The organism is Streptomyces scabiei 87.22 (genome assembly GCF_000091305.1).
Lineage (GTDB): Bacteria > Actinomycetota > Actinomycetes > Streptomycetales > Streptomycetaceae > Streptomyces > Streptomyces scabiei.
This window is the reverse complement of record NC_013929.1, coordinates 6,976,916-6,995,931: the sequence shown is the minus strand read 5'-3', so window position 1 is coordinate 6,995,931 and position 19,016 is coordinate 6,976,916. Positions and strand designations below refer to the sequence as shown.

The 19,016-nt window shown below is 73.7% G+C and carries 13 protein-coding genes; 6 read left to right on the top strand and 7 right to left on the bottom strand.

Features of this window, described 5'->3' with window-relative positions; translation table 11 throughout:
* Nucleotides 1-61 precede the first annotated feature (61 nt).
* A complete protein-coding gene (locus SCAB_RS30150) occupies nucleotides 62-1,315 on the top strand; it encodes a sensor histidine kinase (RefSeq protein WP_013003888.1) in 1,254 nt (417 codons plus the stop codon).
* Nucleotides 1,316-1,392: 77 nt separating this feature from the next.
* Here SCAB_RS30150 and SCAB_RS30145 read toward each other — a convergent pair whose 3' ends face one another.
* The 6 genes from SCAB_RS30145 to SCAB_RS30120 form a co-directional block, all read right to left on the bottom strand.
* On the bottom strand, nucleotides 1,393-1,998 hold the full coding sequence (locus tag SCAB_RS30145; protein WP_013003887.1) for a response regulator transcription factor: 606 nt from the start codon (nucleotides 1,996-1,998) through the stop codon (nucleotides 1,393-1,395).
* 109 nt (nucleotides 1,999-2,107) lie between these two features.
* Nucleotides 2,108-3,127: a ScbA/BarX family gamma-butyrolactone biosynthesis protein gene (locus SCAB_RS30140; RefSeq protein WP_041669818.1), complete on the bottom strand. Its 1,020-nt coding sequence runs from the start codon at nucleotides 3,125-3,127 to the stop codon at nucleotides 2,108-2,110.
* Nucleotides 3,128-3,179: 52 nt separating this feature from the next.
* Entirely contained in the window at nucleotides 3,180-4,826 is a 1,647-nt protein-coding gene (locus tag SCAB_RS30135; RefSeq protein WP_013003885.1) for an FAD-dependent monooxygenase, read from the bottom strand.
* Nucleotides 4,823-5,497, bottom strand: a complete 675-nt coding sequence (locus SCAB_RS30130) for an HAD family hydrolase (RefSeq protein ID WP_037725095.1) — start codon at nucleotides 5,495-5,497, stop codon at nucleotides 4,823-4,825. Before SCAB_RS30130 ends, SCAB_RS30135 begins: the two co-directional genes overlap by 4 nt.
* Nucleotides 5,498-6,288: 791 nt before the next feature.
* Complete coding sequence (locus tag SCAB_RS30125; protein WP_013003883.1) at nucleotides 6,289-8,682, bottom strand: MMPL family transporter; 2,394 nt, start codon at nucleotides 8,680-8,682, stop codon at nucleotides 6,289-6,291.
* A gap of 104 nt (nucleotides 8,683-8,786) precedes the next feature.
* A complete protein-coding gene (locus SCAB_RS30120) occupies nucleotides 8,787-9,818 on the bottom strand; it encodes an SMP-30/gluconolactonase/LRE family protein (RefSeq protein WP_041671059.1) in 1,032 nt (343 codons plus the stop codon).
* A gap of 631 nt (nucleotides 9,819-10,449) precedes the next feature.
* Here SCAB_RS30120 and SCAB_RS30115 point away from each other — a divergent pair.
* From SCAB_RS30115 to SCAB_RS30095, 5 genes are all read left to right on the top strand, one after another.
* On the top strand, nucleotides 10,450-12,363 hold the full coding sequence (locus tag SCAB_RS30115) for a 2-oxoacid:acceptor oxidoreductase subunit alpha (protein ID WP_041669817.1): 1,914 nt from the start codon (nucleotides 10,450-10,452) through the stop codon (nucleotides 12,361-12,363).
* Entirely contained in the window at nucleotides 12,353-13,399 is a 1,047-nt protein-coding gene (locus tag SCAB_RS30110) for a 2-oxoacid:ferredoxin oxidoreductase subunit beta (RefSeq protein WP_013003880.1), read from the top strand. The genes SCAB_RS30115 and SCAB_RS30110 overlap by 11 nt, the downstream gene beginning before the upstream one ends.
* Nucleotides 13,400-13,486: 87 nt before the next feature.
* Complete coding sequence (gene fdxA / locus SCAB_RS30105) at nucleotides 13,487-13,798, top strand: ferredoxin (protein ID WP_013003879.1); 312 nt, start codon at nucleotides 13,487-13,489, stop codon at nucleotides 13,796-13,798.
* Between the two features lie 244 nt (nucleotides 13,799-14,042).
* Nucleotides 14,043-15,068: an AfsA-related hotdog domain-containing protein gene (locus SCAB_RS30100; protein ID WP_013003878.1), complete on the top strand. Its 1,026-nt coding sequence runs from the start codon at nucleotides 14,043-14,045 to the stop codon at nucleotides 15,066-15,068.
* Nucleotides 15,069-15,137: 69 nt separating this feature from the next.
* Nucleotides 15,138-17,897, top strand: coding sequence for an AfsR/SARP family transcriptional regulator (locus SCAB_RS30095; protein WP_013003877.1), 2,760 nt, complete (start codon nucleotides 15,138-15,140; stop codon nucleotides 17,895-17,897).
* A gap of 90 nt (nucleotides 17,898-17,987) precedes the next feature.
* Here SCAB_RS30095 and SCAB_RS30090 read toward each other — a convergent pair whose 3' ends face one another.
* Nucleotides 17,988-19,016, bottom strand: coding sequence for an alpha/beta fold hydrolase (locus SCAB_RS30090; RefSeq protein WP_013003876.1), 1,029 nt, complete (start codon nucleotides 19,014-19,016; stop codon nucleotides 17,988-17,990).

Genomic DNA, 19,016 nt, shown 5'->3' with positions numbered 1-19,016 from the left:
AAGTTCAAAGAACCCGCATAGACTGATCGCTCCTTGATCCCGTTCAGTGTGAGGGGTTTTCATGGAGGCAGCCGCGCCGGACGCGGAGACAGACGCCGGCATTTCCTTAGAGGACACCGCCGACGGCGGCGTAGGCGGCAACCCCCCTCTCTCGGCGGCGGTGCGGTTCCTGGGGCTGAGTGCCCCGCCGCCCCGGCTCGCCCGGAGTGTCGTACTGATCGTCGAGTGCGGGTTCGTCCTGACCGGCTTTCTGAACATCGCGGACGCGGAGCCGGGGCCGCTCACCCTGGTCTTCTCGGCCCTGGGCTTCAGCCTGGTCTTCCTGCTCCAACTCGTGCACACCGCACAGCGGTTCCGCCGCTTCAGGGCCCGCTGGCACCGGTGGACGCTCACGGCGCAGGCCCTGATGACCTATCTGCCCCTCTTCGTCCTGGGGTTCGGCTGGGGCGGCATGGCGGGCTTCCTGGGCGCCTCGGTGCTGCTCGTGCTCCGGCCGCAGGTGGCCTGGCCGCTCTTCGGGCTGGTCGCCGTGGCGGCCGCCGCGACGGGGCCGCTGCTGGGCAAGGACCTCGTCGACTCGGCGTACATCACCGTCGCCACCGTGCTCACGGGACTGATCGTGTACGGCCTCAACCGGCTCGCCCAGCTGGTGGTCGAGGTGCACGCGGCCCAGACCGAACTCGCCCGGCTGGCCGTGACCCAGGAGCGGCTCCGTTTCGCCAGGGACCTGCACGACCTGCTCGGCTTCAGCCTGTCCGCCGTGACCCTCAAGAGCGAACTGGCCTGCCGTCTGGTGCCCGCGGCCCCCGACCGGGCCCTGGAGGAGCTCAGGAGCATCCTGGAGATCTCCCGGCAGGCCCTCTCGGACGTCCGCACGGTCGCCCGCGGCTACCGGGACATGTCCCTGACCAGCGAGGCCGTGTCCGCGCAGGCGGTCCTGGCGGCCGCCGGCATCCAGGCGGAGGTGCGGTGCAGTGCGGAGCCTCCCGAGGGGGAGGTGAACACCATCATGGCCACCGTGCTGCGGGAGGCCATCACCAACCTGTTGCGGCACAGCAAGGCGGAACACTGCCGGATCGACTGCCGCAGGACGTCCTCGGGCAAGCTGGTGCTCACCATCGCCAACGACGGGGTGCAGAAGACCGCGACGGGCTTCCGGGACCCCTCGTCGGGGGCGGACGGCAGCGGCCTCGGCAACCTGCAGTTCCGGCTGGCGTCGATCGGGGGCCGGCTGACGTCCGGGCTGGACGAGGAGGGGTGGTTCGTCCTGCGGGCCACCGCCCCGCTGCACCGGCCCGCCCGCAGGACCGGCTGAGCGGGAACGGTTCTGCGGGCGGCGGGACGGGCGAGGGCCGGGCGAGTGGTCGGACCACTCGTCCGGCCCTCTTCGTCTCACAGCCAGCCGCTCTCCCTGGCCACCCGGATCGCGTCGACGCGGTTACGCGCGTTGAGCTTGGTGACCACGGTCGTCAGGTAGTTGCGCACGGTTCCCACCGAGAGGAACAGCCGGCTGGCGATGTCCGCCGCCTCCGCCCCGTCGGCGGCCATCCGCAGCACCTCGGTCTCACGGGGCGTCAGCGGGTTCTCCCCGTTGTCGAAGGCCGCGAGGGCCAGCTGGGGGTCGATCACCCGCTTCCCCGCCGCGACGTCCCGCACCGCGCCGGCCAGCCGGTCCGGGGGAGCGTCCTTGAGGAGGAAACCGCCCACCTGGGCCGCGAGCGCCTTGCGGAGCGTGCCCGGGCGGCCGAGGCTGGTCAGGATCAACGTGCGGCAGGAGGGCAGCTGTTGGGCCAGCTGAGCCGCCGCGCTCAGTCCGTCGAGGCCCGGCAGGTCGACATCGATGACGGCGACATCGGGCACGCACTCCAGGGCCGTGGGGAGGATGCGGTCCCCCCGCTCGACCTCGGCGACCACCGTCAGGTCATCCTCCAGGGTCAACAGGGCGACCAACGCCCCCCGGACCATGTGCATGTCCTCGGCGAGCAGGATCCTGATCACTGTGCTCCCCCCGTCGGGCCGCGACGATCAGGACGGCCCGTTCGACGAGGACACTACTTGACAGAGAGTGGGCGTAAAAGATCAGAGAGCGATTCCCTTTAAAGTTCACTTAATTTTGCGCGTATTGCGCGACTTCGAGTCGCATGGCCGTGGTGACCGTGTCGTCCTGTACGGCCTCCACCGCGACCGGGACCGTGAAGGTGCCCAGGGCCTCGTCCGACCGGAATCCGCCGACCGTCGCCCGCAGGCTGGTGATCCGGTCCAGCTCGGCGTAGTCGGTGAAATCGGTCTCGATGGAGGCGAGCGAGAGGGTGCACGGGTCCAGGCCGTGCAGCCGGGCCACCGAGGCCACCGCCAACTGCCGCGCCGCCTCCATCTGCAGATGGCCCGGCACATGGTCCAGCGGGTGGTCGAACACGTGCGGGTGGCTGGTGTCCACCACCAACTGGCAGGAGAAACTGCCCGGTTGGCCGTCCGTCACGGGTTCGGTGACGAACACGTTCCGGGCGTCGCGCCGCCCCACGGAGCACGGTTCGGCCGCCGTGAAGCGCGGGAGCAGGAAACCGGGGTGGTCCGGCAGCTGCCGCCTGCTCCGCATGGCCTGGTACGCGGTCTTGGACAGGATCAGCAGCCCGCCCTCTCCGCGCATCGCGGGCCGCCCGTCGACGGCGACGTCCCCGGTGAAGCTGAACCCCTGGATCCGGCCCGCCCTGTTGCGCCGGGTCGACACGCTCACGTCGACCCGCAGATCGGCGGGCCGCCGGCCGATGCGCAGCGGCTCGAACGCGGTGACGCGCAGCCGGAGGTCCCGGAAGATGAACGCCGCACCCAGGTCCACCCCCATGTGGCGGTGGGCGACCAGGACCCCGGCCTGCCGCACCACTTCCACCAGCAGGGTGAAGTCGTACGCCGGGGAGTGCTCCCCGATCAGATGGCCGCGCGGCAGCTGGGCGGCGACGGCGTACGTGTCCTCACCGGTCTGCGCCGAGTCGGTGACGAAGACCTCGGCTATCGAGGCCCGGTGGACCAGGGTGCGGGGAACGGTGGCGTCGTAGCTCAGTTCCGCCTCGGGCGCCGGTGGGCTCACCGGGGCCGTCTCGGGCGCGAGGGCGGACGTGGAGATGCTCATGGTCGGTCCTTCCAGCAAAGTCTCGGTGTCGCGATGGGTTGGCCGGGCCCGGTCAGGGCAGTTCGGCGGGGACCGGCGCCGTGAGGGCCGGACGGGACGGCAGCCGGGCGATCAGCCCGTCGAGGCCGGCCGGCCCGGAACAGGCCGCGACGACACCGTCCGGCCGTACGTACGCCACCCAGCGGGCGCCGGACCCGCCGAGCGTGCGGCCCTGCTCCCGGGCGACGGCGAACCCCGCGCCGCCCTCGGGAACCGGCCCGTCGGCGGTGTCCCGGGGCTGGATCCACAGCACGTGGACCATGTCGCCCGCGTCCCGGGCCCGTACCGCCCGCGCGGCCCGCGCGGCCGACTCGCCGGTGTCCCCGTCCCCGTAGACCAGGAGCGTGTGCCTCCCGGCCGCCGGGCGGGCGTGCGGCGTCGCCGCCGCCGGGCCGTGCACCGGGGTCAGCGCCACGTCGGGTGCACGCCGTCCGGGCCTCAGCACCCGCGGCACACCCGCGTCACCGCCGGACGCGGTCACCGCCGGGCTCCCGGAGTGGTCCAGGTCGAGCTGGGCGAGCAGGGGGATCGCCTTGCGCTCCAGCAGACCGCCGGCGGACAGCACCCGCATCACCGTGTCCCGCAGGAGCCGGGCCGCCGGCCTGCGCAGCAGCCACATCCGGGTCTGCTTCTCCCCGTTGGCGACCGCCCGCACCGAAGCGGGGCGGCGCTCGGCCTCATAGCTGTCGAGCAGGGCCGGATCGGCGCCGCGCACCACGCTCGCCAGTTTCCAGCCCACGTCGTAGCCGTCCTGGACGCCGGTGTTGAGGCCCTGTCCGCCGGCGGTGGTGTGGGCGTGCACCGCGTCGCCCGCCAGCAGCACCGGCCCCTCGCGGAACCTCGGGGCGACCCTGGCGTGCACCCGGAAGCGGCTGGTCCACCAGGTGCCGTGCAGACGCAGCCCGCCCGGCCCCCGCTCGTCGAGGAGCCGCTGCAGCTGCTCCTCGGTGGGCGGTTCGGTCCGCTCGTCCGGCTCCGTGTCGAAGAAGACCCGGTGGCCCTCGGGCTGGGGGACGATCACCAGCACCCCGTCGGGCGTGATGTGGTGCTGGACCTCGGCCTCGGCGGACGCGCCCTCCAGCCGGCCGTCCCCGATCAGGAACGTACGGTCGAAGGTGTGCCCCTCGAAGGGGATGCCGACGCTGTCGCGCACCAGGCTGCGGGCGCCGTCGGCGGCGACGAGCCAGGGCACCGTCACCGACTCCTCGCCCCCGGCCGCGCTCAGCGCGACCGTCACCGACTCCCCGGGGCCACCCCTGTTCACGGTCACCTCCGTGACCTCGGTGTCCCACTCGACCGTGCCGCCCAGCTCCGTCAGCCGCTCCAGCAGCGCCCGTTCGGTGACCGGCTGCGGCACACAGAGGGGACCGGGGAACGCGGTGCCCGTCAGATTGCCGAACCGGGCACCGGCGATGCGCCGGCCGTTCGACCAGTACGACGCCCCGGCCAGCGGCAGGGCCGTCCCCGTGAGCTTCTCGGCGACGCCCAGACGCTCCAGGCATTCGAGCGCGCCGCTCCACAGCACCAGGCCCTTGGGGGCGATGCCGGGACCGGGACGGCGGTCGACGACCCGGCAGGGCACCCCGAGGTCCCACAGCGCGCAGGCGGCGCTGAGTCCGGTGGGCCCGGCGCCGACGACCAGCACCTCCGCGGCCGTCACCGGACACCTCCCGCGACGCCTGCGGCCACGGCCACCGGGCGGTGCAGCAGGCCCGAGATCTCCCGGACGGCGCTGTCGGTGTCGGCGAACAGCACCGCCCGCATGCCGAGTTCGGCCGCGGCCCGGCAGTTCTCGTCCGTGTCGTCGACGAACAGGCACCGCCGCGCCGGGGTGCCGAGCCGGTCGAGCAGGATCCGGTAGATCTCCGGGTCCGGCTTGCGCACGCCCTCCCGGTGCGAGTCCACGACCACGTCGAAGAGTTCGTCGACGGGGACCTGGGCGCGCCACAGCGGTTCCCACTCGCGGACGTTGTTGGTGAGCAGCGCGAGCCGGTAGCCGTCGCGGCGCAGGGCGCGCAGGAAGGACAGGAACGGCTCGTTGGGGCGCCGGCCCCGGAACCACAGCTCACCGAAGCCGCGTCCGTCCGTCAGGATCCGGCCCGCCCCCTCGGGCAGGTGCGCGAGGATCCGGTCCACCATCTGCCGCTCGGTGATCGCGCCGGTCTCCAGGGCCGCCATCGGGGTCTCGCCGTGGAGTTCGGTCGCCGCCAGGAACGCCTGGGCGAGGTCGGCCGGCTCGATGCCGGCCAGCTCGGCGAAGGCGGCGAAGGTCTCCACGAGCGGGTTGGTCAGCACTCCTCCGTAGTCGACGACGATCGTGTCGACTGCCATGGCGCTCCCCTCGCCCGCCGCGACGCGGCGTACGGACCGCGCCTGTGGCCCGGTCGGTTGTGTGGATGTCATCGGACTGGTCCCCCTTGCTCTGGTCGATCTGTTGGCTCTGGTGGATCTGTTGGCTGGTGGATCCGGCTGTTGGATCCGGTCGCGTAGGTCGCTCCGGTGGATCTCACGGGTCTCGTGGGTGTCGCGGATCTCGCGGATCTCGTGGGTGTCGTGGGTGTCGTGGATGCCTTGGATGCCGTCGGCCCGGATGCGGGCGGCGTGTGCCGGTGTGGGTGATCCGGACGGACCGGGCGGGGCCGGCCCGCCGTCGGGGCGTCCGGCCCTCCGGACGGCCCCGGCGACGACCGGCCGGCCTCGGACGGCCGGGGCCGGCGAACCGGAGCCGGACCACCCGGACGACCGGACACCGTAACCGGACGACCGGGACGACCGGGACGACCGGGACGACCGGGACGAACGACCGACCCACAGGGCCGGGCCGAACGACCCGAGACCACCGGACAACCGGACAACCGGATCCGGACGACCGGACAAACGGACGATCGGACAAATGGAACCGAACGCCCCGAACGCCCCGGCCGACCCGGGCAACCGGGCAACCGGGTCACCGGATTTCGTCGGCCGGGCGGCGTGGTGGCCGGGCTGGTGCCCGTGGCCGCCGCGGCGTCCGCCCGACGCGTTGCCCGGACGCTAACGGCGGTCGCTTGTGCCCGGGCAAAGAGGTGCGGGAGGACCTGTGGAGGTCCTCCCGCACCCTGGGTTCGCTGATCCGGCGTCCGTCAGCCGGACGGCTTTCCGGCCGCCGCGCCGACCGTGCCGGCCCGTTCCTTCTCCGTCGGCGCCGAAGGCGGCGCCGACGCCGACGCGTCCCGGTCGGCCGAACCGTCCGGTGCCAATGCCGCTGCCGCTGCCGGTGCCGCTGCGGTGGGTGCCGGGCCGCCCTCACTGATGCCGAACCGCGCGTGCAGCCGGCGCAGCGGGCCGGGTGCCCACCAGGTCGCCCGGCCGGTGAGCGACAGCACGGCGGGGACGAGGAGCGTACGGATCACCATGGCGTCCATCAGGATCGCCAGGGCGACCCCCAGGCCGAGCATCTTCGTGTTGGTGATCCGGGACGTGCCGATGGCCACCATGACCACCGACAGGACCAGCGCGGCGGCGGTGATGACACCGCCGGTGGAGCGGATCCCCTCGACCACCGCGGCCCGGTGGTCGTGCGTGCGCTCGTGCTCCTCCTTGATACGGGAGAGCAGGAAGACCCCGTAGTCCATGGAGAGACCGAACGCGAGGCAGAACATCAGCACCGGCAGGGCCGTCTCGATGCTCCCGGTCGGGGTGAAGCCGAGCAGCCCCGACAGGTGCCCGTCCTGGAAGACCCACACGACGGCACCCAGCATCGCGGTGAGGCTGAGCGCGTTCAGCAGCACGGCCTGGAGCGGCACGAGCACACTGCCGGTGAGCAGGAACACCAGGACCAGCGTGGCGAGCACGATGATGCCGACCGCCCACGGCAGCCCGCGTCCGATGGCCGCCTGACTGTCGATCAGGGCCGCGGTGGTCCCGGAGGCGGAGGCGGGGAAGTCGGTGTCCACCGCCCTGACGTCCCGCACCAGGTCCTTGCCCTCGTCGGAGACGGCCTCCACGCCGGGCACCACGGTGAGGTACGCGATCTCGCCGGAGGTCCGGCCCGGCTGTGCCGGCCCGGTGGCCCGGCCGTCGGTGTAGGTGCCCGTCGGCGCGTCCACCCGCAGGACCCCGTCGATCCGGGACAGCCGCTCGGCGTACGCGCCCAGTCCGGCGGCGGGCGCCTGCCGGGTGACGACCTCGACCGCCCCGGTGGGGCTGCCCTGGAAACGGTCCCTGATGTGCTCCTGCACCACCCGGGAGTCCGCGGACGAGGGCAGCTGCCGGTAGTCCGCGGTGCCGAAGTCGACGTTCAGGAAGGGCGCGCCGAGGAGCAGCAGCACGGCCAGGGTGCCGGTGGCCACCAGGGGCGCGCGCCGCATCACGCCGCGCGCCAGCCGGGCCCAGGCGGCTCCGGCAGCCGCGGGTGCCGCGCCCGCGCGGGAGCGGCGCCGGACCAGTTTGCGTACGTCCAGGGAGTCGATCCGCCGGCCCAGGACGGCGAGCAGGGCCGGCAGCACCACCAGGGCCGCGACTGCGGCGAGGACCACCACGCTGATCCCGGCGTAGGCGAGGGACCGCAGGAAGTACAGCGGGAACACCAGCATCGCGGCGAGCGAGACGGCGACCGTCGCGGCCGAGAACAGCACGGTCCGGCCGGCGGTGTTGAGGGTGACGGCGAGCGCGCCGGAGGTGTCCCGGCCTGCGGCGAGTTCCTCGCGGTAGCGGCGCACGATCAGCAGCGCGTAGTCGATGGCGAGGCCCAGGCCGAGGGCGGTGGTGAGGTTGGTGGCGAAGACGGAGACGTCGGTGAAGGAGGTGAGGACGCGCAGCACCGCGTTGGTGCCGAGGATCGCGATCACCCCGATGCCGATCGGGAGCAGCGCGGCGACCGCGCTGCCGAACACGACCATGAGGATGAGGAGCGTGATCGGCAGGGCGATGACCTCGGCGCGCACGAGGTCCTCACGGATGAAGGTCTGCTGCTCGTTCTGGACGGCGACGCTGCCGCCGATCCGGACGGTGAGATCGCCCCGCCGTCCGTCGAAGTGGCCGACGATCCGGTTCTCCAGGGTGCGGTCGGCCTCCAGCTCGTCCCCGGTGAGCCGGGCGACCACCAGGGCTTCCCTGCCGTCCTTCGAGCGCAGCGCGCCGGAGCCGGTGTCCCAGTAGGAGGTGACGCCGGTGACGCCGGGCTCGTCGGCGAGCCGGGCCGCCAGTTCCCGGCCCTGACGCGCCACGTCGGCGTCGTCGACCCCGGTGCCGGCCCGGGCCAGCAGGACGAGGTTGGGGCGGGCGCCGGGGAACTCCCGTTCCAGGACGCCCGCCGCGTAGGAGGACTCGGAGGAGGGGTCGACGACGCCTCCGCTGCCGCCGCTGCGCAGCCGGTCGGCCACACCGCTGCCGAGGACGACGGCCCCGGCCAGCAGGATCACGGTGAGCACGAGCAGCAGCCGGGCCCGGCTGCCGGTCAGCCGGGCGAGGGCGGTGAACGCGCCGGGGGGCGGGGCGGTTTCGGGGGGCGGGTTGTCTTTGGTCACTGCGGTCATGGGGGCTCCCGGGACGTCGGGGTGAGTGGGGTGGTGCCGGGTCGGCTACGGCGCCCTGGGCGTCGTACGCGGCCCCGGACGCCCGGGGACGCCGACCGGTGCCGTCAGCGGCGGCGCAGCTGGAACGTGCCGGGCGTGGTCGAGGGGACGCCGGTGAGGATCTCCCGGAGTCCGCCGCTCACCACGTAGTCCCCGTACGGGGTCACGGCGACGGTGGTGGGGTCCTCGTGCGGCCAGGTCCGGCGCTGGACCGTGCGGGCGGTGCGCCAGCCGTCGGTGGACCGCAGCACCACGACCTCGTCCGGGCTCTGGCGTCCGCCGGACAGCGACAGGTCGTTGGAGACGGCGACCAGCGTGCCGTCGGGGCGCAGTGCGATGCCGTCGAGGGAGGCGGGCGCCCCCTCCAGGCGGACCTCGCTGACCTTCGGCCGCGCCGAGCAGGGGCGGTCGATGCGGAAGAGGCGGCCGCCCTCGTACTTGCCCATGAGGAGGAAGCCGGCGGGGTGGTGGACGATGCCGTTCGGGCCGGTGTCGGCGGTGGCGAAGCGGTCGTCGCGCAGGACGTTCAGGACCTCTCCGTCGCGGCTCACGGTGGTGACGGTGTCGACCCCGGTGTCGGTGACGTGGATGGTGCCGTTCCGGTCGACGGTGAGGTCGTTGGCGCGCGGCAGGGGCTGTCCGTCGGAGACGTCGACCAGGTGCCGCACGGCTCCGGTGACGAGGTCGAAGACGCCGACGCCGGACACCGGGGGCAGGGAGGGGTCGATGATGCCCATCATGCGGAAGAAGTAGTCGGTGTAGGCGGCCAGGACCCGGCGGCGGGGCGCGTCCACGGTGACGCCGAGGACCGACACCTGGGCGAACGGGGCCACCAGCGGGGTCACGGAGCCGTCGGCCCGGACCACCGAGATCGTGCCCTGCGCGCTGGAGCCGACGAGGAACGCCTTCCTCGTCGGGTCCCATGCGACACCCTCGGGGTACAGGCCCGGGGCGGTGACGCTGAGCGTGCGCGGCAGCGGGCAGCGCGCGGACTGCGCGAACGCCGGCAGCGGAGTGGCGGCGAGCGCCCCGCCCAGGCCGGCGGCGGTGGCGAGTCTCAGCAGGGTTCGGCGGGAGGCCGAGGCTGACGCGTCCAAGGTGTGCTCCTTCATGCGGTGGTTCGTACGGCGGTTCGTACGGTGGCGAGGAGGGAAGGCCGGGCGGGCCGGTGCGCGGCGGCGGCGGTCGGTGACGACGGGCGGGGCCGTGCGGGGCACCGCCGGGGAAGGGAACGCCGAGTCCGGCTGTCCACCGGCCGAGAGAAGCGTCGCGAGCCGCTCTGGAGAACCGCTGAACCACCGCTGAACCGGCGGCGGGCGGGCGACGGGGCCGGGGCCTGTCGTGCGGTTCATGCCGACTTCGGGCCACGGCGTCCGACGACCGCCGGTGAGCGGCGTTCGGAGCGTGCGGCTGCAAGGCGGAGGAAGGCGACGAAGGCGTGGACGCGGAGCGTCGGCACCCGACGACAACGCCGCTGGGGTCCCCCACGCCCTCGATGCAGTGGGGGAAGGCGTGCCGGGCCCCGCGGCCCGGGCGTGATCCGCACGACAGGCCCAGGGCGCGAGCGTGTGCGGGGCGCTTTGGCCCGGCGCAAGGCGGCCTGCCTAGCGTCCCGGTCAGGCAGGCCCTGCCGGCTCGTCACCGCCCATCGGGACGACGGGGACGCGACGGCAGGGCCGGGCCCACGCAGCGGCGCCGGACAGCGGAAAGCCAGAGGAGACGAGACGCGTGACGGTAGACACCGTGGACATCGAAGAGGCCGTGCCGACGCCGGCCGGGATCCGCACCAAGGACGTGCGCCGCCTGGACAGGGTGGTCATCCGGTTCGCCGGGGATTCCGGTGACGGGATGCAGCTCACGGGTGACCGTTTCACCTCCGAGACGGCGTCGTTCGGGAACGATCTCTCCACCCTGCCGAACTTCCCCGCCGAGATCCGCGCCCCCGCCGGCACCCTGCCCGGCGTCTCCAGCTTCCAGCTGCACTTCGCCGACCACGACATCCTCACCCCCGGCGACGCCCCCGACGTCCTCGTCGCGATGAACCCCGCCGCGCTCAAGGCCAACATCGCCGACATGGCCCGCGGCACGGAGATCATCGTCAACACCGACGAGTTCACCAAGCGGGCGATGCAGAAGGTCGGTTACGCCACCAGTCCCCTGGACGACGGCTCACTGGACGCCCACCGCGTCCATCCCGTCCCCCTGACCACCCTGACCGTCGAGGCGCTCAAGTCCTTCGACCTCAGCCGCAAGGAGGCCGAGCGCAGCAAGAACATGTTCGCGCTCGGCCTGCTGTCCTGGATGTACCACCGGCCGACCGAGGGCACCGAGAAGTTCCTGGCCGCCAAGTTCGCCAAGAAGCCCGAGATCGCGGCCGCCAACCTCGCCGCCTTCCGCGCCGGCTGGAACTTCGGCGAGACCACCGAGGACTTCGCCGTCTCCTACGAGGTCGCCCCCGCCACCAGCGCCTTCCCACCCGGCCTCTACCGGAACATCAGCGGCAACCTCGCCCTGTCCTACGGCCTCGTCGCCGCCTCCCACCGGGCCGAGCTGCCCCTCTACCTCGGCTCCTACCCCATCACCCCGGCCTCCGACATCCTCCACGAGCTGTCGCGGCACAAGAACTTCGGTGTCCGCACCTTCCAGGCCGAGGACGAGATCGCCGCCGTCGGCGCAGCGCTCGGGGCGGCCTTCGGCGGCTCCCTCGCCGTCACCACCACCTCCGGTCCGGGCGTGGCACTGAAGTCGGAGACCATCGGCCTGGCCGTCTCCCTCGAACTGCCCCTGCTCGTCGTCGCCATCCAGCGCGGCGGCCCCTCCACGGGCCTGCCCACCAAGACCGAGCAGGCGGATCTGCTCCAGGCGATGTACGGCCGCAACGGGGAGGCACCGGTGCCGGTGGTGGCGGCCCGCACCCCCGCCGACTGCTTCGACGCCGCCATCGAGGCCGCCCGCATCGCCGTCACCTACCGCACCCCGGTCTTCCTGCTGAGCGACGGCTACCTGGCCAACGGCTCCGAGCCGTGGCGCATCCCCGGTGCCGACGAACTCCCCGATCTGCGGGTGCGGTTCGCCCAGGGGCCCAACCACACCCTCGACGACGGCACCGAGGTCTTCTGGCCCTACAAGCGCGACCCCGAGACCCTCGCCCGCCCCTGGGCCGTCCCCGGCACACCGGGGCTCGAACACCGGATCGGCGGCATCGAGAAACAGGACGGCACGGGCAACATCTCCTACGACCCGGCCAACCACGACTTCATGGTGCGGACCCGGCAGGCGAAGATCGACGGCATCGACGTCCCCGACATCGAGGTCGACGACCCGCACGGGGCCGACACCCTCGTCCTGGGCTGGGGATCGACCTACGGCCCCATCTCGGCGGCGGTACGGCAGCTGCGGACGGCCGGCGAGCCGATCGCCCAGGCCCACCTGCGCCACCTCAACCCCTTCCCCGGGAACCTGGGCGAGGTGCTCTCCCGGTACCGGCGGGTCGTCGTCCCCGAGATGAACCTCGGCCAGCTCGCCACGCTGATCCGGGCGAAGTACCTGGTCGACGTCCGGGCATGCACCCAGGTCACCGGCACACCGTTCAAGGCGGGCCAGCTCGCCCACACACTGCGGGAGACGATCCGTGGGAACTGAACTCCGGCTCCAGCCGAAGGACTTCAAGTCCGACCAGGAGGTGCGCTGGTGCCCCGGCTGCGGTGACTACGCCATCCTCGCCGCCGTCCAGGGCTTCATGCCCGAACTCGGTCTGGCCAGGGAGAACATCACCTTCGTCTCCGGCATCGGCTGCTCCTCCCGCTTCCCGTACTACATGAACACCTACGGGATGCACTCCATCCACGGACGCGCCCCCGCCATCGCCACCGGGCTCGCCACCTCCCGACGCGACCTGTCCGTCTGGGTCGTCACCGGCGACGGCGACGCCCTCTCCATCGGCGGCAACCACCTCATCCACGCCCTCCGCCGCAACGTGAACCTGAAGATCCTGCTCTTCAACAACCGCATCTACGGCCTCACGAAAGGGCAGTACTCCCCCACCTCCGAGGTCGGGAAGATCACCAAGTCCACCCCCATGGGCTCCCTCGACGCCCCCTTCAACCCGGTCTCCCTCGCGCTCGGCGCCGAAGCCTCGTTCGTCGCCCGGACCGTCGACTCCGACCGCGCCCACCTCACCGGCGTCCTGCGGCAGGCCGCCGCCCACCCCGGCACCGCGCTGGTGGAGATCTACCAGAACTGCAACATCTTCAACGACGGCGCCTTCGACGCGCTCAAGGACCGTCAACGGGCCCAGGAAGCCGTCGTCCGCCTCGAACACGGCCGCCCCGTCCGTTTCGGCGCCGACGGCAGCCGAGGCGTCGTACGCAACGAGACCACCGGCGACCTCGACATCGTCACCGTCACCCCCGACAACGCGTCCCGCGTCCTGGTCCACGACGCCCACGCCGCGTCCCCCACCACCGCGTTCGCCCTGTCACGGCTCGCCGACCCCGACACCCTGCACCACACCCCGATCGGGGTCTTCCGCAGCGTCGAACGCCCCGTCTACGACACCCAGATGGCCGGCCAGCTCGACACCGCCGTCGAGCGGTCCGGCAAGGGCGACCTGTCCGCCCTGCTCGCCGGCAAGGACACCTGGAGCGTCGGCCGGTCCGCCACGGCCGGCCGACCGTAGGGCGCGCCCCCGGTTCCACGGCCGCCCGCACGTGTCCGCGCCCGTCCGACCGCAACCGTTTCACCGCTCATCCCGGGGAGGGACAGCATGACCTACGTGATCGCTCAGCCCTGTGTCGACGTCAAGGACCGGGCCTGCATCGACGAATGCCCCGTCGACTGCATCTACGAGGGCCCGCGCAAGCTCTACATCCAGCCCGACGAATGCGTCGACTGCGGCGCCTGTGAACCCGTCTGCCCGGTGGAGGCGATCTTCTTCGAGGACGACGTCCCGGCCGAATGGAGCGGTTACCGCTCGGCGGACGCGGAGGTCTTCGCCGGTCTCGGATCACCCGGCGGCGCGAGCGCGGCGGGACCGCTGGCCGAGGACCACCCCCTGGTCGCCGCACGGGCCGCGTAGTACCCCGGCAGACCTCGCGCAGACCTCGCGCAGACCCGTGCGCGGACCTCGCGGTGCCCGGTGTCCGGCCCCGGATGGCCCGATTCCGCCGTGATACAGCCCGGTTCCAGGCCAGGTACAGGCCGATACCAGTGATCCGGGACACCGTGGAGGCGGTGGCGGAATTCTTTCGCCACCGCCCTGTGGCGTTGTGCGCGCCGCCCGCACCCCGCGCGCACCCCGGGCCATCCCAGAAGGAGCTGCAATGGACATCACCTTCACCTCCCAGCCCGCCGCGTCCACCCCGGACTCCAGAGGTCGCACCGCACCGCTGCACCTGCTGCACAGACCCGTCACACCGGAGGGGTTCCTGCTGGACGCCACCGCCGCGGAGGAGCAGCACTTCGCGCTCTCCGCCGAACTGCCCGGTGACCACGGGACGTTCAACGACGGACCGGGCACCTTCCACGATCTGCTCTTCGTCGCCGAGACCCTGCGTCAGGCGACGCACTTCGTGGCCCACCAGTACTTCCGGGTGCCCGCCGAGCGCCCCGCGGTGTTCGTCTCCAGCGGGCTCGACGTCCTCGACCTCGCCCCGTGGCGTCCCACGGGGCGCCCGGCCCATCTGACCCTGGACATCACCCTGGTCCCCGTGGACGTGGTCAACGGCGTGCCGCGCGGCCTCGACTGCCGCGGTGACGTGGCGATCGACGGCGTCGGGTGTGGGAGCGCTTCCGCGCGGATCCAGTTCCTGATGCCCGGGGTGTACCGCTCGCACCGCGAGGTGGGGCGTCGGGAGAGTCTGCGCAGCACGGCGCCGGTGGTGCGCCCGCTGGCCTCCATGACCGCGGCCTCCCAGGAGGAGCCGCCCGCCGTGACGCCCGAGTCGGTCGGGCGCCGGGACCCGCGCAACGTCATCGTGGGAACGCCGCTGCGGGCGCCCTACGGGGAGTTCGTGCTGCCGGTGGCCGGTGATCCCGGGCACGAGGTCTTCTCGGCGGTGCCCGGCGACCACGTTCCCGGTCCGGTGTTCCTGGAGGCGTCCCGGCAGGCGTCGCTGCTCGCCGCCGCGGAACTGCACGGGCTGCGGCCCGCCCACGCCATGCTGACCCGGTGGCGGGCGTCGTTCCGCGGCTTCGGGGATGCCGACCTGCCGCTGACCTGCACGGTCGTCGCGGACGAGCCGGTCCGCGACGAGGCGGACCGGCCCACCGTACGGACCCGGCTCGCCTTCAGCCAGGGCAGCCGTGTGCTGTGCACCGCCTCGGCGGTCCTGCTGCAGGACTGCTGACGCACGCCGCCGCCCGGACCGGCCGACGCCCTCCCCTCCCACTCGTCTTCCTGATCAAGGAGCTCTCCGATGCGTTTCCGGGTTCTGGGGCCGGTGAGTCTGTCGCCCCGCACTCCCTCCGCGGCGAAACCGCGCGCCCTGCTCGCCACCCTGCTCGTGCAGGCCGGTGAAGTCGTCCCGGTGCACAGCCTGATCGACGAACTGTGGGGGACGGAGCCACCGCGCACCGCGACCACCACCCTCCAGGTGTACGTCTCCCAGTTGCGCAAGGTGCTCGCGGACAGCGGGGGTCCGGCACCGGCCGGGGATCTGCTGACCCGGGCCCCGGGATACCTCCTGGCGGTTCCCGAGGGGGAGTTCGACCTGCCCTGCTTCGAGCGGCTGCGGGCCGAGGGCCGCGCGGCCTACCAGGAAGGGGACTTCGCCGGCGCCTCCCGGCTGCTGCACGAGGCGCTCGCGCTGTGGACGGGCCCGGCCCTGTCGGGGATCCCGCACGGGGTGCGGCTGGAGTCCGCCGCCATCCGGCTGGACGAGCTGCGGATGGAGGTCCTGGAGCAGCGGATCGTCGCCGACCTGCGGCTGGGCCGCCACCAGGAACTCGCCGGGGAGCTGCTGGCCCTGGCCAACGAGTACCCGTTGCGGGAGAGCCTGCACGGGCACCTCATGGTGGCGCTGTACCGCACGGGCCGCGGGTCCGACGCGCTGCGGGTGTACGGGCGGCTGCGCCACTCCCTGGTGGAGGAGCTGGGGGTCGAACCGGGCCCGGGTCTGTCCCGGCTGCACGAGCGTGTCCTGCGCCGGGACCCCTCCCTGGACTGGCAGCCGCCCCGCGCCGCGCGCGGCGACGGCCGTGACGGCGCGGGCCGTGCGGCGCCGGGCCGCGAGACCGGCGCATCGGCGCACCCGGGGGTTCCCCGGCGGGCGGCGGGACCGGCCGACGGACCTCTCCCCCTGCCCGGCCCGCCTCCGGCGCTGCCCTCCGCGCCGCCCGGTTTCGTCGGCCGCCACGAGGAACTGGCGTACGGGGAGAAGGCGTTGCGCGGGAGCGCCGGCGGGGACCCGGTGCGGGTCCTGGCCCTCTCCGGGCCGGCCGGCGTCGGCAAGACCGCGCTGGCGCTGCGGCTCGCCCACCGGACGGCGGACCTGTTCCCGGACGGCGGGCTGCTGATCGGCCTGCGCGGACCGCAGGGGCGTCCGCTCAGCTCCGCGCAGGCGGGAGCGGCCCTGCTGCGCCGTCTCACCGACGACGTCCCCGGCGCCCCGCCCACCGACCCCGAGGAGCTGACGGACCGGCTGCGGCGGGCGCTGCGGGGACGCCGGATGCTGCTGATCCTGGACGACGCCGCGTCGGAGCAGCAGATACGGCCGCTGCTGCGGGCCTTCGCGGAGGGCACGGTGATCGTCACCGGTCGCCGCCGGGCCGCAGCCCTCGACGGCGCGGAGCACCTGGGGCTGGACGCGGTACGGCCCCAGGAGGCGGTGGAACTGCTGCTGGCCGCCGGCGGCGAGCGGATGGCGCAGGACCCGGCGGCGGCCGCCGAGATCGCCCGGCTGTGCGAGTACTTCCCGCTGGCGCTGCGCGTGGCCGCGGCGGCCCTGACGGCCCGGCCGCACACCACCCCCGCCGCGCTGGCGGGCCGGCTGCGCGACGAACGGACCCGGCTCGGCGTGCTGCGCGAGGGCGATCTCGACCTGCGCTCCAGCCTGCTGACCGGCTACCAGGAGGCCGGGCCCGCGCTGCGGCGCGCCTTCCGGCTGCTGTCGCTGGCCCCGGCCCCCGACTTCACGGGGTGGACCGTCGCGGCCCTGCTCGGCACCGGGCGGGCGGAGGCGGAGGAGACGGCCGAGGAACTCGTACGGGCCCAGCTGCTGGAGGCCCGCGGCGACGGGCAGTCGGTCCGCTACGGCTTCCACTCGCTGCTGCGGGTGCTGGCCACCGAACTGCGGGAGGCGGAGCCGGACGCCGCCCGGACCCGGCGGGACGCCGTCGAGCGGCTGGGCCGGGCCTACGTCGCCCTGGCCCGGCACGCCGACGCGCGGCTCACCCCGGGACGCGACTGGCGGGCCCGCCCCGCCGCCACGGCCGGCGAGAGCGACGCCGGGGCGGTCGTCGGCGCGAGTCCCCTGGGATGGTTCCGCGAGGAGGCCACGGGCCTGGTGGAGACCGTACGGCAGGCGCACGCGGCGGGGCTGTGGCCCCTGGTGTGGCGGCTCGCGTGGAGCGCGGCCGGTTACTTCCACGCCCGGGCCGCGTGGGAGGAGTGGGAGGAGACCCACCGGCTCGCACTGGACGCCGCGCGGCGGTCCCGGAGCACCGAGGCGGAAGCGGTGATCCAGTACTCGCTGGGCGACCTCGCCTGGCAGCGCCGCCAGGCCGACCGGGCGCTGCGCCACCACACCGCCGCCCAGCACGCGTTCGAACTGGTCCGCGACCGGACCGGCGTCGCGCGCTGCCGGATCGGCGCGGCCGACGTCCTGCTCGGACAGGGACTGGCGGAGCCCGCCGCGCGGCGTTACGGGCGGGCCCTGGCGGTGTGCTCGGCGGAGGGCGACGCGCGGGGCGAGGTGGCCGCGCTGAACGGCCTGGCCCTGGTGAACCTGCGGCGGGGCCGCCCGGAGGTGGCCGGCCGGCATCTGGAGCAGTGCCGGCGGACCGCGGAACGCCTCGGTGACCGCCGCTGGACGGAGTACGTCCGCCGTACCGCGGCCCGCCTGGCGCCGGACCCCGCGCGCCGTCTGTCCCCGGTCGCGCACGCGGTCGAGGTCCGCCCGGGGATGTGGCTCATCGGAACGGCCGTCCCGGCCCTCACCCCGGCGGGGGCCGCCTGACGTCCCGGGAGCCGGCCCCGGGCTCCCCGGGCGGCCGGCGGCGGGTGCGGGCCGCGCGGTGAACCTCTCCGGTCACCGCGCGGCCCGCCGTCATCCGGTGGCCCGCCCCTGGAGGGGGTGGGCGCCGCGGTGACGGGCTCGGCGGGTGCGCAGCAGCTGCCGCCACTCCTCGGCGCTGAACCGGGCGGGCTCGGTGCGGGCGATGAAGTCGTGGAGCACGCCGAGGAAGCGCTCCGGGTCCGAGTGGAACGGGAAGTGTCCCGCCTCCTCGAAGATCTCCAGCCGGCTGCCGGGCATGGAGACATGGCCGAGACCGGCGTGCAGGGCCGGGACCACCATGTCCCGGCCGCCCCACAGCAGCATGGTCGGCATGCCCTGGGTCAGGTAGCAGCGGTCGAGCAGGGTGCCGACCTGTCCCCGCCAGTCGACGACGGCCCGCAGGGTCCGTACGAAGGCGCTGCGCGAACTCGCGTCCGGCAGGGCGTCGACCACCCTCAGCAGGTCCGGCGCGTCGACGCCCAGGCCGGTGTCCAGCGTCTTCATGATCTTGACGATCATCTGCAGCTGCCAGCGCACCGTGGGCAGTTGCAGGGCCGAGAGCAGCAGTTCGGCGCCGGGCAGGGTGGCGGCCCGCAGCAGCGGGGAGACCTGGCGTCCGATGCCTCCGCTGCCGACCAGGACCAGCCGCTCGGTGCGCTCCGGGAACTGGTAGGCGAACTGGGCGGCCACCGCGCCGCCGAGCGAGTGCCCGACGAGGGTGGCCCGCTCGATGCCGAGGGCGCTGAGCAGGTCCCGCAGTCCGTTGGCGTACGCCCCGGGCGAGTAGTCGCCGCGGGGTTTGGCCGACGCCCCGTGGCCGAGCAGGTCGGGAGCGACGACCCGGTGGCGGGCGGCCAGGCCCGGGATGACGTCGGCCCAGGTCGCGGAGGAGTCGCCGATGCCGTGGATGAGCACCACGGCGGACTCGCCCTTGCCGGCCATCCGGTAGGCGAAGCGGTAGCCGTGCAGGTGGCGGGTGCGGACCCGGACCTCGTTGCGGCCCACCGCACGGGGTTTGGGGCGGCCCGGCTGGTGGCTGGGCCGGAAGGGCGAGCGGGCGGTGAAGGGGTCGTCGGCCAC

Coding starts and splice junctions, on each gene's coding strand:
- SCAB_RS30100 (WP_013003878.1), top strand. CDS start 14,043: ATGGACATCACCTTCACCTCCCAGCCCGCCGCGTCCACCCCGGACTCC.
- SCAB_RS30140 (WP_041669818.1), bottom strand. CDS start 3,127: ATGAGCATCTCCACGTCCGCCCTCGCGCCCGAGACGGCCCCGGTGAGC.
- SCAB_RS30130 (WP_037725095.1), bottom strand. CDS start 5,497: ATGGCAGTCGACACGATCGTCGTCGACTACGGAGGAGTGCTGACCAAC.
- fdxA (WP_013003879.1), top strand. CDS start 13,487: ATGACCTACGTGATCGCTCAGCCCTGTGTCGACGTCAAGGACCGGGCC.
- SCAB_RS30150 (WP_013003888.1), top strand. CDS start 62: ATGGAGGCAGCCGCGCCGGACGCGGAGACAGACGCCGGCATTTCCTTA.
- SCAB_RS30125 (WP_013003883.1), bottom strand. CDS start 8,682: ATGACCGCAGTGACCAAAGACAACCCGCCCCCCGAAACCGCCCCGCCC.
- SCAB_RS30095 (WP_013003877.1), top strand. CDS start 15,138: ATGCGTTTCCGGGTTCTGGGGCCGGTGAGTCTGTCGCCCCGCACTCCC.